The sequence below is a fragment of the Pseudomonas sp. 43mfcvi1.1 genome (genome assembly GCF_900115935.1).
Lineage (GTDB): Bacteria > Pseudomonadota > Gammaproteobacteria > Pseudomonadales > Pseudomonadaceae > Aquipseudomonas > Aquipseudomonas bijieensis.
In genome coordinates this window covers 146044-157373 of sequence record NZ_UETT01000004.1, presented here as the reverse complement: position 1 = coordinate 157373, position 11330 = coordinate 146044, and the positions used below count along the sequence as shown (strand labels likewise).

Below are 11330 nucleotides of genomic sequence, written 5' to 3'. Positions count from 1 at the left end.
GGACGGTTGGGCATCAGTTCGGCGAAGCGCCGCCCATGTGCTCGAGCCATGGCGACGGCAAGCGTTGTTGCTGGCCCAGGCCGGCCAGGCGCTGACGTTGCGCCGGGCTCAGCAGGTCGAAGGCAATCACTTGGGGCAGGCCGGCGGACACCGTTCGTTCGGCGGCGAGTTGTTCGTCCAACAGGTCGAGGGCCAATTGATTGAGGGTGACGCTCTGGCGTTGCGCCAAGCCGATCAGGCGTCGTACATCGAGGCCCATGCCCAGTGCTTTCAGCACCAGTTGGTTGAAGGCTCGTTCGTCGTAGTGGCGGGACGGGTAGGCGGTGTCCAGGGCAAGGGCGGCGAACACCTGGCTGTTGCTGGTGCGTCCGGCCTGGCGTGCAAGTTCCACGCACTGCCCGCGGCTATCGAGCCAGTCGAGGGCCTTCAGGATGGCGATCTTTTCCTGATCGTCGCCCCACAGGAACAACTGGTGTAGCAGGGGGACTTGCCCGGCGAGGGACTGCAGTTCCAGTACCTGGGCCAGCAGCAGCGCCCGCGCCAATTGGACGTTGCTCCAGCCGTCAGTGCCAGGCTGGGCACGTTCCTTGAAGTGGCGCTTGCATTGGCTGCCCAGCAGCGCTGCCGTGTTGGCGTCCGGGCGTTGGGCAAGCTGCGTCTGTGCCTGCTGCCACCATTGTCGTTCGGTTTCATCGAGTGACTGGACGAAATTCCGGCGTTGTTCGTTCAGGCAGTCGTGGCGCATGTCGAGGGGCGCCGAGGTCGGTGCAGTAACGTCCGTGTTCATGTTGGTTTGATCCAGCGCTGGAAATGAGGAAGCAGGAAAAACACCAGGACACACAGCAGGCTGCCCAATGGCTGGTCAGCCACGGCCAGCACCAGGGCATCGAACAATGGCAGGGCTGCCAGGCCGGCGCCGATAAAGGCCCGGACCTGCCGTTGCCGGGGGTTGGCCAGGTTGCGCCAGTAGTGCCAGCCCAACCAGCCAAGCCATAACAGCAACACCGGCCAAAACCAGGCGTTGCCTGCGTAAATCGCCAAGGCCAGCGGGCTCAGCATCAGCAGCAGGGGGAGGCGGCTGATCAGTTGGTTACGGTGTTCCTGGCGAGCCAGGTAGGTCAGGCCGCTGATGTAGACACCGAGCAAAATCGCGCAGAGCCAGATCGGCTCTGGTGGCATCGCCAGACTGGCCGCCGCGGTGAGGTAGAGCGCCGAGCGGCACGCTCCCATCAGCCAGACGCTGTGGGCGTACTTCTTGTGCAGCAGGTTGTAACCGAGAATGCAGCCTACCAACAGGGTGGCGCTGCCCAGCAGCCAGTGCGGTTGCTCGATCAGCCGACTCAGGCCCAGCAGCGAGGTCGCCGCCAGCACCAGCAACAACGCAGTGGCCAGTCGCACTTGCTGGCGGCTGACCAGGCCCAGGGTAATAGGGCGGGGATTATCGTGTTGTTGGTCCCAGTCGGCGTCCAACAGGTCGTTCAGCAGCATGCCGGCCAGGTACAGCAGTGACAGTGCCGCCAGCAGCAGGATCCACACCAGGGACGACGGCGGCGCCAGGGCTCCGGCGCTGCTGGCCAGCAGGGCGGCGGCGAGCGTGTTGGTCCACACCGTGGGCAGGTTGGACACCCGGCCGAGGGTCATCCAGGTCTTGAGGTTCAACGATGCCTGGCTCATTGCGCACAGCTCTCGTTCAGGGTGAGCACGAGATCGACCTGGGTGGACAGCCGCTGCAATGCCTGCTCCATTCGTGCGGTATCGATTTCATGCAAATCCACCGACTCGCCGATCCTGCTGAGCATGGGAATGGAGAGTTGCCCGCCCAAATGCTGGCGGAACTCCTCCAGGCCCAGCAAAACCTGGGAGCGCCCCAGTGCATCTTTCAAGGCCAGTTCCGGCGGATTCAGGCAGAAGCCGAGTTTGAGCAGCAGGTGCAGCACCCGTTCGGTGTCGACATCGCTCAACAACCCCAGGGCATTGGCATAGAGTCCATCCAGGGCCATGCCCACCGCGACGGCTTCACCGTGGCGCAGTCGGTGGTGACTGAGATTTTCCAATTTGTGGGCGGCCCAGTGCCCGTAGTCCAACGGCCGTCCGTTACCGCGTTCGAAGGGGTCACCGGCACCGGTGATGTGCGCCAGGTGTAATTCGGCGCAGCGGCGGATCGCATAGCGGCTGGCCGCGTGGTCGAAGTGGGCGAGGGCGTCGGCCTGTTGCTCCATCCACTGGAAAAACGCCTGGTCCTTGATCAGCGCCACCTTGACCGCCTCGGCCAGTCCGGCGATCTGGTCGCGCCGGGTCAGGCTGGTCAGCAATTGAAAGTCGTTGATGACCGCGGTGGCGGGGTAGAAAGCCCCCAGCAGGTTCTTCTGGCCAAAGGCGTTGATGCCGTTTTTCACGCCGATACCGGCGTCGTTCTGGGCAAGTACGGTGCTTGGGATGCGAATCAGGCGGATGCCGCGGTGGAAGGTGGCGCAGGCATAGCCCACCGCATCGAGCACCGCGCCGCCGCCGAGGGCCAACACGTAGCAATGCCGATCCAGGCCATGTTGCAGCATGTCGCTGTACAACTGTTGCAACACCTGTGAATCCTTGCTCGCTTCGCCAGCCGGGACCGCGATGGGTGGCGCCTGCAAATGCAAGTCGGGAAAATGGTTGGCGAAGTAGGCATTGATCTGTTCCAGCAGTTGCGGGGCGCTCTGCAGCAACTGCTCATCGGCGAAGATCAACACCGTTACCGGCCCTCTGTGCCCGGCCATGAGCTGGCGGTGCAGGCAGGGATTGAGCGGATCGAACAAATGGTCGGTGAACACCACCGGGTAGTCGTAGCTGACCTTGAAGCGCCCGTGCAGAGGTTGCCCGGCGTCGTGCCGGCGAATGCTTTTGAACAGGCTGTATCCAACGATGAAGACTCCGGGTAATACCATGCTGGCGAGCAGGGTCACCAACAGCGCGTTCTGTTCGACGAGAAAGCTGCCAATGGCGCTGTAGGCCAATGCGAGGCCGGCATTGGCCAGGGTGGTGACCAGGATGAACGCACGCAGCGGATAGCGTTGCATGCCGGCGGCGACGACCGAGGTTTCCGCCAGTACCGGGACGCCGCGCAGGCAGATCAGCGACAGCGTGCCCAGCCGGTAGGCCAATTGCCCCGGCTGGCGCTGATGCAGGCCCAGGCGACTGGACAACAGACGCAAATAGCCGGCTCCCAGTGCATAGCCCAGCCCGGCCCCCAGGCACAACCCGATGAAAATCGCCAGGTAACCCCCCAGGCTGCCGAGCATGGCCACGGCCAGCAGCGCGACCATGCTCGATGGCACCGGCAGCACCACGTCCAGTGCCAGCAGGGCGATCAGCAGCAACGCCAGGTAGAGCTTCTGCGAAGGCGTGGAGGGCAAGTACAGGTTGAGATGGGTCAGGAAGTCCTGGATCTGTTGCTCGAACAACAAGAAGCTGGCGATCACCAGGCCAGAAAAGCACACCAATGACAGCCAGAAATATCCGGCTGGTCCTTTTTGCGAGCGCAAACGATACCCACGGCTGTGCTTCATCAAGCATCCCTCTTGTTGTTATGACTGATTCCGTGTCAGTAATTGAAAGCAACGCCAACTATGTGTTTTAGGCCAATAGACGCTCTCGCCCGAGGGGCTGTCGTTGTGGTTGATGATGTGGTTGGAGACAGATTTGAATCTAGACGGCCAGGGTGTTTTTGCAAGGCCATTTGATGGCAATCTGATTGGCCGCGATTTCCCGCTTCAGGGCTTTGAATACCCGCGCAACTGCGCCGGACTGACGCCAAGGCGTTGCTTGAACAGCGTGGTCATGTGGGCCTGGGAATTGAAGCCGCAGACGTGAGCGATCTCAGCCAGTCGGGCGCTTGAATCACGCATCAGCGCCCGGGCCTTGGCCAGGCGTCGGTCGATCAGGTAACTGTGTGGGCTTTTGCCGGTCGCCTGTTTGAATGCCCGCATGAAATACCCCTCGGACAAGCCAAGCAGCGCCGCCATTTCCTTTATCCCCAGCGGACCGTCGAGGCCGGTGTCGATGAACTCGTCGAGCAAGCGCATCCGGCCCCCCGTGATGGAGCCGTTGGGGTGGGCCGAAAATGCCTTGTGGTCCTTCACTCGCTCAGCCAAACCGAGCGCCCAGGCCTCCCAGTCGTTTTCGGCGGTGGCGCGCAGTAACGCGCTGCGCATCTTCAGCGCGAGAGTGGTGGCCAATGGGTCAATACGATTGTTGAACGCATGTTCCCCCGACAACGCCATGCCGTCGGTGCGCACCACCCGCAGGTATTCACCGCCCCTGGGGGATTCGGAGAACACGTCGCATTCGGCGGGGACGAATGCCAGGCCGTTGGGTATCGCCTCGAAGGGCTGCACTCGGTCGCTGCCGATGGCGTGCAGGCCGCGCTGGCTGTCGAAGGCAAAGCCGATCGCCGACTGAGTCGCGACATAGCGGGTGGCGTAGGCGCAGCCGGGCAGCAATTCGATCGCCCAGGGCCCAGCCTCGATACGACGGACCGGTTCGGGCGGGGGCGGTTGTTGGCGGTTTCGACGGTTCATGAGTCGCATAGTAGTGAAGAGCGGGCCTGAAAGTCAGGTCAGTTTTCTGAAAGCCCGCCGCAGTCGGGCCGATTAGGCTGAGTAAAAACCTGGAGGCCAATCATGCACACACTGACCCGCGACGCGATCGAACAAGCTGCCCGCCATCTCTACCAAGTCATGCCTGCCACTGCCCAGTATGCCTGGCCCTTGCTGGCTGAGCGGTTGGGTTGCACGGTGTGGGTCAAGCACGAGAATCACACGCCGATCGGGGCCTTCAAGGTGCGCGGCGGCGTGACCTTCGTGCATTGGCTCAAGCGCGAGCACCCCGAGGCGAAAGGCATCGTCACGGCAACCCGCGGCAACCATGGCCAGAGTCTGGCGTTGGCGGCTACTGCATTGGGTTTGAAAGCGTTGATCGTCGTGCCGCAAGGTAACTCGGTGGAAAAGAACAATGCCATGCGCGGTTTTGGCGGCGAGGTGGTCGAGTATGGCCGCGATTTCGACGAGGCCCGTGAAGAAGCTGTACGCCTGGCCCAAGCACATGGCCTCTACCTGGTGCCGCCGTTCCATCCCGAGTTGGTCAAGGGCGTGGCGACTTATGGGCTGGAGCTGTTCAATGCCGTGCCGGACCTGGACACCGTCTACGTGCCGATAGGCTGTGGCTCGGGGATTTGCGGGGTCATCGCCGCCCGCGATGCCTTGGGCTTGAAAACCCAGGTGGTGGGCGTGGTCTCCACCGAGGCCACGGCGGCGAAGTTATCGTTCGAGTCTGGAACGCTCTGTGAAACCGCTTCGGCGAATACCTTTGCCGACGGCCTGGCTGTGCGTAGGCCCATCCCCGAGGCCTTTGCCATCTACGGGGCCGCAGCGGCGCGAATCGTATCGGTCAGCGACGCTGAAATTGCCGAGGCCATGCGGGTGTATTACACCGACACCCACAACCTTGCTGAGGGTGCCGGCGCCGCAGCCTTGGCAGCGCTGATGCAGGAGCGTGAAACGATGCGAGGGAAAAGGGTGGCGGTGATTCTGTCCGGTGGGAATATCGACCGCTCGGTGTATGCGAAGTTGATTGACTGAACCAGGGTTTGCCACCATGGCGCTAGATACCAGGGGCGAGTTTAGATCGATTATTTCTTACGGTTATTTATATAGCTTTGGAAGGCATATCCATGACCGGAGAATCGAAGCTGTCGTGGGTGAAGCATCTGCAATGGAAGCGAATGAAGTGCAATAGCGGACAACTATGCGCGCGTCGCTCCGGTAAGCCTGCTTGAACGTTCATTCCTGCTGTTCGATCGCCATCTTGTCGGGCCCGGGCCAATCCTTAGAATCCGCCCCATCAGCTTCGTCCGACTCTCGAACCTACAGGGAACCACACCATGATGAACGCCATGCAGATGCAAATGCCGATGAACGCCAACATGCCGATGATGCCAATGATGGGCATGCCGATGATGATGGCGACCATGACCTGCGAAATGATGGATGACGGCATGCTGTGCAAAATGATGCCCGCTGCCGGCATGGACATGGCCATGTTCAAGAACAGCGCCGACATGATGCAGATGATGATGAACTGCGGCATGCCGATGATGATGCACTGCGGCAACATGAGCATGATGTGCATGTCCCAGGCGAGCATGGCCATGCCGATGGCGAGCATGATGATGCCAATGCCGATGATGGGCATGCCGATGCCGTCGATGAAGTGCGTGATGGAATGCACGGTGATGGCTGACTGCATGATGTGCAAAGTCATGCCGATGGCCGGTATGAACATGGACATGATGAAGAACTGCTGCGCCTTGATGATGAAGATGATGAACGACTGCAGCATGCCAATGATGATGAGCTGCAATGGCATGCCGATGATGTGCTGCACCTGCTGATTCGTCGCGACTGGCACTATCCATTGTGGCGAAGGCAAATCCCCTCGCCACAATGTGGTGTATTCAGTCCAGGCGTTCCGGGTAGGTCACTACTAGATACGCCACCGCCTCACTGTCCGCCGGGTTGCGATAGCGGTGAGGCTGGTCAGCGTAGAACAGAATCGAATCACCCGTGGAGAGCAGGTAGCGCTCGTCGTTGACGCTGATCTCCAGCACACCTTGGGACACCACCAGGTTTTCCTGGACGCCAGGCCCGTGGCCTTCGGACTGGTCTTCGCCCAAAGGGCTCAGGCGCAGCTCGTAGAATTCCGACTGGCGTGCCACATCGAACGGGAACAGGGCGCGGCTGACGAACGCGCCATTGGCGCTGACCAGGCGTTTGCTCTGGCTGGCCGACAACACCGCCACCCCTTCGAAAGCCCGGTGTTCCAGGAACGCGGCGACCGACACCTTCAGGCCCTTGGCGATTTTGCACAGCACCTTGATCGACGGGACGCTGCGTCCGGATTCGATCTGCGCCAGCATGGCCCGGCTTACCCCGCACTGGCGGGCGAGGGCGTCGAGGGACAGGTGGCGCTTGCCGCGCAGGCGTTGCAGGTTCTGCGCGACCCGTTCGCAGATCGGATCTTCATCCAGGGCTTCGAGGTTGTTCAGGTCCACTTCGGGCTCGTCGGTACTCGCCAGAAAGCGCGAGGGCTCCTGGGCGCTCACGCGTGGTACGTCCTGGTCGATTGGGACGCCTGGACCCAATGGAACGCCTGGTAACCGGCATTACGCGCGTACATTTCCCACATGGTCCGGGCCAGTTGCTGGGCCTGCTTGCGTTTGCGCATTTGGACGAAGTCGATAACGTTGTCAGTCGGTTTCATAAGGCACTTCACTGTCGTGACCAATGGGACGGGATGAGCTGAGAGTACGTGGTTCTGTTTATAACCATAAATACTGATTGTTTATTTATTAATGCCTTTGTGTTCTTAGTGCCGCGTCTGATCAAATCACATGGGCGCGATGCAGTTCCGTCAGGGCCAGCGCCTTGAGTCGGGCCAGCAACGGGTCGCGCCGGTCGCGTGGGTGGTCCAGTTGCACCGCCAGCTCTTGGCGAATGCTGCTGGGGCGGTTATCCATCACCAATACCCGGTCGCTCAGATACAGCGCCTCATCGACATCGTGCGTCACCAGCAACAGGGCGATGGCGTACCGTTCGGCCAGTTGCAGCAACAGGTCCTGCAGTTTCATGCGGGTGAAGGCGTCCACCGCACTGAAGGGCTCGTCCAGCAACAGCACCCGCGGTCGCGAATACAAGCCGCGTGCAATCGCCACCCGTTGCGCCATGCCGCCGGACAACGCCTTGGGCAAGGCGTCGGCAAAACCGCTGAGGCCCACTTCCTCGATCAACTGCGCGACCCAGGCCTTGTCGTAATCGTCGTCATCACTGAAGCCGATGTTCTGTTGCACCGTCAGCCAGGGCATCAGCCGCGGTTCCTGGAACACGAAGGCCAGTTGTTCGGTGTGGCTGAGCAGTTGCCCTTCAAAGTCCTTCTCCAGGCCGGCGACGATGCGCAGCAAAGTGCTTTTGCCGCAGCCACTGGGGCCCAGCAGGCTCACGGTTTCGCGGGGTTGCAGTTGCAGGTGGATGTGATTGAGCACAGTGGTGGTGGCGAAGGTCTTGCGCTCGACGTGGATCTCCAGCAGGGCTTGGCTCATGGCTCACTCCTCGGTGCCGTTAAAGGTGTCGCGCCAGGCCAGGAAGCGTTTTTCCAGACCGGCCAGCATGCCGTCGCTGAGCTTGCCCAGCAGGGCGAGCACGATGATTGCCGCCAGCACGATGTCCGGGCGCGAGGTTTCGCGGCCATCGCTGAGCAGATAGCCCAGGCCTTTGGTCGCGGCGATCAGTTCGGCGGCCACCAGGAACATCCAGGCCAGGCTCATGCCGCTGCGCAACCCGGTGAACAGGCCCGGCAGGGCGGCCGGCAGGAGAATCCGGCGCACCAGACGGCGGCGGTTGAAACCATACATATGGCCGACCTCCACCAGCTTGCGGTCGATGTTGCGAATGGCTGCCACGCCATTGAGGTAAACGGGGAAGAACGCACCGATGGCGATCAGCACCACTTTCGAGGTTTCGTCGATGCCCAGCCACAGCAGGAGCAACGGCACCCAGGCCAGGCTGGGGATCGAGCGCAGGCCGGCGAAGGTCGGTTCCAGATAGGCTTCGGCTTCGCGGCTCAAGCCAACCCAGGCGGCGAAGACCAAGGCCAGGCCGGCGCCGATGGCAAAGCCCAGCAGCACTCGCAACAGGCTGGCGCTGATGTGTTTCCACAGCGCACCTTCGGCCAGGTCGCCGAGGGTCAGGGCGATCTCGCTGGGGGCCGGCATCTGGTAGGCGGGCAACCAACCGATGCGCACGATGATCTCCAGGAGCACGATGATCAGCACCGGCAGGGCCAAGCCCTTGAGGCGCAGCCGCCAGCGGTCGGAGTTGAACAGGGGCGTTTTGCCCGCTGCGGGCAGGGCCAGGCGCGGGCTGGAGAGGTCTTTGCTGTTGCTGCTCATGGCGGTTCTCCGGCAACGCCGAATCCGCGCCAGGCGCGGATCGGTTGTCACTTGGGCAAGGGGTTATTGACGGGCCACGGCCTGCTGGCGGCCGGTGTCGAGCAGTTGATCGATCACCTGGTCCACATTCACCCCGCGACGGACCAACTCCTCGGAAACCAGGATCGGTGCGGCAGCCTTGGAGGCCAGCACATCCTTGGCACTCAATTGCGGGCTGCCCAGGTCGGTGCGTGACAGTTGCAGCCGGGCAACTTCCAATGGCAGTCCGGATGCGTCGGCCAACAATTTGGCCAACTCTTGCGGATGCTCCAGCGACCACGCCCGGGCCTGTTCGTAGGCGGCGAGCACGGTGTCGATGGTCTGCGGATGCTCCTGGGCATATTTCTCCGTGACGCTGACCACGCCGTAACTGTTGAAGGCGGGGTTGCGATACAGCAGGCGCGACCCGGCCTGTACTTCGCTGGCGGCCATGTGCGGGTCGAGACCGGCCCAGGCGTCGACGTCGCCTTTTTCCAGGGCGGCGCGACCGTCCGGGTGTTGCAGGTGCACCAACTCCACATCGTCTTTTTTCAGCCCTGCCTGTTGCAGGCTGCGCAGGGTGAACAGATAAGGGTCGGTGCCCTTGGTGGCGGCGATCTTCTTGCCCTTGAGGTCGGCGATGGTCTTGATCGGTGAATCCTTGCGCACTACCAGGGCCGTCCATTCGGCGCGGCTGTAGACATACACCGATTTGATCGGACTGCCGTTGGCCCGACTCAGCACGGCGGCAAGGCTGGCGGACGAAGCGAAGTCGACGCCGCCGCTGTTGAGGTATTCCAGGGAGCGGTTACTGCCCTGGCTCAGCACCCAGCTGACCTTGGTCTGGGGCAGGGCCTTTTCCAGATAACCGAAGTGCTTGAGCACCAGGCTGACCGGCGAGTAATAGGCGTAATCCAGATGCACTTCGGCCGGCGGGCTTTCTGCGGCCAGGGTCATGGACGGCAGGCCCAGCGCCAGGACGCAGGCGCTGATCAGGTATCTGGCGCGGGCCAGGGAGAAGCGGACGTCGGGTTTCATGGAACAGCTCCAGACAAGGCGGCGAGAAGGCAATGTTCTTATTTCCGAAAGATCGGACCGCGAGAGGAAATCCCGCTTGAAAGGAATATTGCAGGCTCTGTGCCACAGCCCGGGAAAGGGCGGTTTACGGGCGTTGCCATGGAGTAACGGTTTCAGGGAAATGTTGCCCAGCCAACAGTCTGTTGCCGCGCTGTTGCGCCATCAACATCGGCTGCCTGTGATCATGAGCTTATGCAATAAAAGAATTTAGAATGTGAATTACAAGGACGTTATGTTCTATGAAACTCACTCAGGAAAGTCTTCATGAAGGTCTCCCGATCCCTGCGCCGTCTGCTCCTCAGCACATTGTTCGCCGCACCTTTGGTCCAGGCCGCCGAGCCGTTGGTACTGCACGTTGGCGACCAGAACTATTACAACGTACGGGCTTCGGTGGAGGCCTCGGGCGTGCTTGAAGGCGCTGCCTACCGTGTCGACTGGAAACATTTCCAAGCCGCCGCGCCCCTGGCCGAGGCGCTGAATACCGGCGACCTGGACCTGGGTTTTCTTGGCGATTCAGGTTTTCTGTTTTTGGCGGCCAAGCAGGCGCCAGTGAAGTTGATCGGGGTTTCGCGGCAGAACCCGGACACTATCGCGTTACTGGTGCCCAAGGACTCGCCGGTCAAGACCATCGCCGACCTCAAGGGCAAGAAAGTCGCCTATTGGCCCGGTGCCTGGAGCCAGCAACTGACCTTGCGCGCCCTGGAGCAGGCCGGCCTGCCGGAGAATCATGTCGAATTCATCAAGCTGATGCCGATCGACGCGGCTGCGGCCTTGCCCCAGGGCAGCATCGATGCCTTTCCGGTGTGGGAACCCTATATCTCGCAACAGATCCTGTTTTCCGGCGCCCGGCCAATCCTGACGGCGAAAAACCTCATGCCCGGCCTCAGCGCCATTGCCGCTTCGACGTCGGCCATCGACAGTAAGCGCGAAGCCATCGCCGATTTCCTCGGGCGCGTGAAGCAAGCCCGTGCCTGGGTCGACAACCATACCGATGCATACGCCGACCTGTGGGCAAAAAAAGCCAATCTCGACCAGAACGTCTCACGCCATTGGTTGCGCCAGGCCCACATGAGCGTCGGCCCGGTAGACCAACAGGCGGCCGCCGACCTGCAAAGCACGGCGGACTTCCTGTTCAAGGTCAAGGCGCTGCCGGCCCCGCTGGTCACCGCCGGGATTATCGACACGTCCTTCAGCCAGGCCTTGAGCCATTGAGCAGGGGCAGGGCGCTGCGCGAAACCGGCGTTGTGGCGAATGC

General features: G+C 61.7%; 12 protein-coding genes. 3 read left to right on the top strand and 9 right to left on the bottom strand.

Annotated elements, in window-relative coordinates; genetic code table 11:
• Nucleotides 1-13 precede the first annotated feature (13 nt).
• From DTP52_RS09475 to DTP52_RS09460, 4 genes are all read right to left on the bottom strand, one after another.
• Entirely contained in the window at nucleotides 14-787 is a 774-nt protein-coding gene (locus DTP52_RS09475; RefSeq protein ID WP_109753111.1) for an EboA domain-containing protein, read from the bottom strand.
• The gene (locus DTP52_RS09470; protein WP_109753110.1) at nucleotides 784-1674 is read right to left on the bottom strand and encodes a UbiA family prenyltransferase; all 891 of its coding nucleotides are present in this window, start codon (nucleotides 1672-1674) and stop codon (nucleotides 784-786) included. Before DTP52_RS09470 ends, DTP52_RS09475 begins: the two co-directional genes overlap by 4 nt.
• Nucleotides 1671-3545 (bottom strand): 3-dehydroquinate synthase, encoded by a 1875-nt coding sequence (locus DTP52_RS09465; protein WP_109753109.1) that lies wholly within the window; start codon nucleotides 3543-3545, stop codon nucleotides 1671-1673. The genes DTP52_RS09470 and DTP52_RS09465 overlap by 4 nt, the downstream gene beginning before the upstream one ends.
• Before the next feature lie 204 nt (nucleotides 3546-3749).
• On the bottom strand, nucleotides 3750-4565 hold the full coding sequence (locus DTP52_RS09460; protein ID WP_109753108.1) for a helix-turn-helix transcriptional regulator: 816 nt from the start codon (nucleotides 4563-4565) through the stop codon (nucleotides 3750-3752).
• Between the two features lie 93 nt (nucleotides 4566-4658).
• On the opposite strand from DTP52_RS09460, the gene DTP52_RS09455 reads away from it, so the two are divergent.
• Both DTP52_RS09455 and DTP52_RS09450 read left to right on the top strand, forming a co-directional pair.
• The gene (locus tag DTP52_RS09455; protein WP_109753107.1) at nucleotides 4659-5615 is read left to right on the top strand and encodes a threonine dehydratase; all 957 of its coding nucleotides are present in this window, start codon (nucleotides 4659-4661) and stop codon (nucleotides 5613-5615) included.
• A gap of 302 nt (nucleotides 5616-5917) precedes the next feature.
• On the top strand, nucleotides 5918-6427 hold the full coding sequence (locus DTP52_RS09450; RefSeq protein ID WP_167659325.1) for a hypothetical protein: 510 nt from the start codon (nucleotides 5918-5920) through the stop codon (nucleotides 6425-6427).
• Nucleotides 6428-6490: 63 nt separating this feature from the next.
• Here the strand turns inward: DTP52_RS09450 and DTP52_RS09445 are convergent, their stop codons facing one another.
• The 5 genes from DTP52_RS09445 to DTP52_RS09430 all read right to left on the bottom strand — a co-directional run bounded on the left by DTP52_RS09445 (nucleotide 6491) and on the right by DTP52_RS09430 (nucleotide 10036).
• Nucleotides 6491-7081, bottom strand: coding sequence for a helix-turn-helix domain-containing protein (locus DTP52_RS09445; protein ID WP_162893907.1), 591 nt, complete (start codon nucleotides 7079-7081; stop codon nucleotides 6491-6493).
• 53 nt (nucleotides 7082-7134) lie between these two features.
• Nucleotides 7135-7296 carry a hypothetical protein gene (locus DTP52_RS31180; protein ID WP_162893838.1) on the bottom strand — a complete coding sequence of 54 codons (162 nt, stop codon included), beginning with the start codon at nucleotides 7294-7296 and terminating at the stop codon, nucleotides 7135-7137.
• 121 nt (nucleotides 7297-7417) lie between these two features.
• Nucleotides 7418-8131 carry an ABC transporter ATP-binding protein gene (locus DTP52_RS09440; RefSeq protein WP_109753105.1) on the bottom strand — a complete coding sequence of 238 codons (714 nt, stop codon included), beginning with the start codon at nucleotides 8129-8131 and terminating at the stop codon, nucleotides 7418-7420.
• A 3-nt stretch (nucleotides 8132-8134) separates the two neighbouring features.
• On the bottom strand, nucleotides 8135-8980 hold the full coding sequence (locus DTP52_RS09435; protein WP_109753104.1) for an ABC transporter permease: 846 nt from the start codon (nucleotides 8978-8980) through the stop codon (nucleotides 8135-8137).
• Between the two features lie 63 nt (nucleotides 8981-9043).
• On the bottom strand, nucleotides 9044-10036 hold the full coding sequence (locus DTP52_RS09430; RefSeq protein WP_109753103.1) for an aliphatic sulfonate ABC transporter substrate-binding protein: 993 nt from the start codon (nucleotides 10034-10036) through the stop codon (nucleotides 9044-9046).
• A 303-nt stretch (nucleotides 10037-10339) separates the two neighbouring features.
• Here DTP52_RS09430 and DTP52_RS09425 point away from each other — a divergent pair, with 303 nt between their 5' ends.
• A complete protein-coding gene (locus DTP52_RS09425; protein ID WP_109753102.1) occupies nucleotides 10340-11287 on the top strand; it encodes an ABC transporter substrate-binding protein in 948 nt (315 codons plus the stop codon).
• Nucleotides 11288-11330 lie beyond the last annotated feature (43 nt).

Coding starts and splice junctions, on each gene's coding strand:
- DTP52_RS09470 (WP_109753110.1), bottom strand. CDS start 1,674: ATGAGCCAGGCATCGTTGAACCTCAAGACCTGGATGACCCTCGGCCGG.
- DTP52_RS09465 (WP_109753109.1), bottom strand. CDS start 3,545: ATGAAGCACAGCCGTGGGTATCGTTTGCGCTCGCAAAAAGGACCAGCC.
- DTP52_RS09475 (WP_109753111.1), bottom strand. CDS start 787: ATGAACACGGACGTTACTGCACCGACCTCGGCGCCCCTCGACATGCGC.
- DTP52_RS09440 (WP_109753105.1), bottom strand. CDS start 8,131: ATGAGCCAAGCCCTGCTGGAGATCCACGTCGAGCGCAAGACCTTCGCC.
- DTP52_RS09430 (WP_109753103.1), bottom strand. CDS start 10,036: ATGAAACCCGACGTCCGCTTCTCCCTGGCCCGCGCCAGATACCTGATC.
- DTP52_RS09450 (WP_167659325.1), top strand. CDS start 5,918: ATGATGAACGCCATGCAGATGCAAATGCCGATGAACGCCAACATGCCG.
- DTP52_RS09455 (WP_109753107.1), top strand. CDS start 4,659: ATGCACACACTGACCCGCGACGCGATCGAACAAGCTGCCCGCCATCTC.
- DTP52_RS09435 (WP_109753104.1), bottom strand. CDS start 8,980: ATGAGCAGCAACAGCAAAGACCTCTCCAGCCCGCGCCTGGCCCTGCCC.
- DTP52_RS09425 (WP_109753102.1), top strand. CDS start 10,340: ATGAAGGTCTCCCGATCCCTGCGCCGTCTGCTCCTCAGCACATTGTTC.
- DTP52_RS09460 (WP_109753108.1), bottom strand. CDS start 4,565: ATGCGACTCATGAACCGTCGAAACCGCCAACAACCGCCCCCGCCCGAA.
- DTP52_RS31180 (WP_162893838.1), bottom strand. CDS start 7,296: ATGAAACCGACTGACAACGTTATCGACTTCGTCCAAATGCGCAAACGC.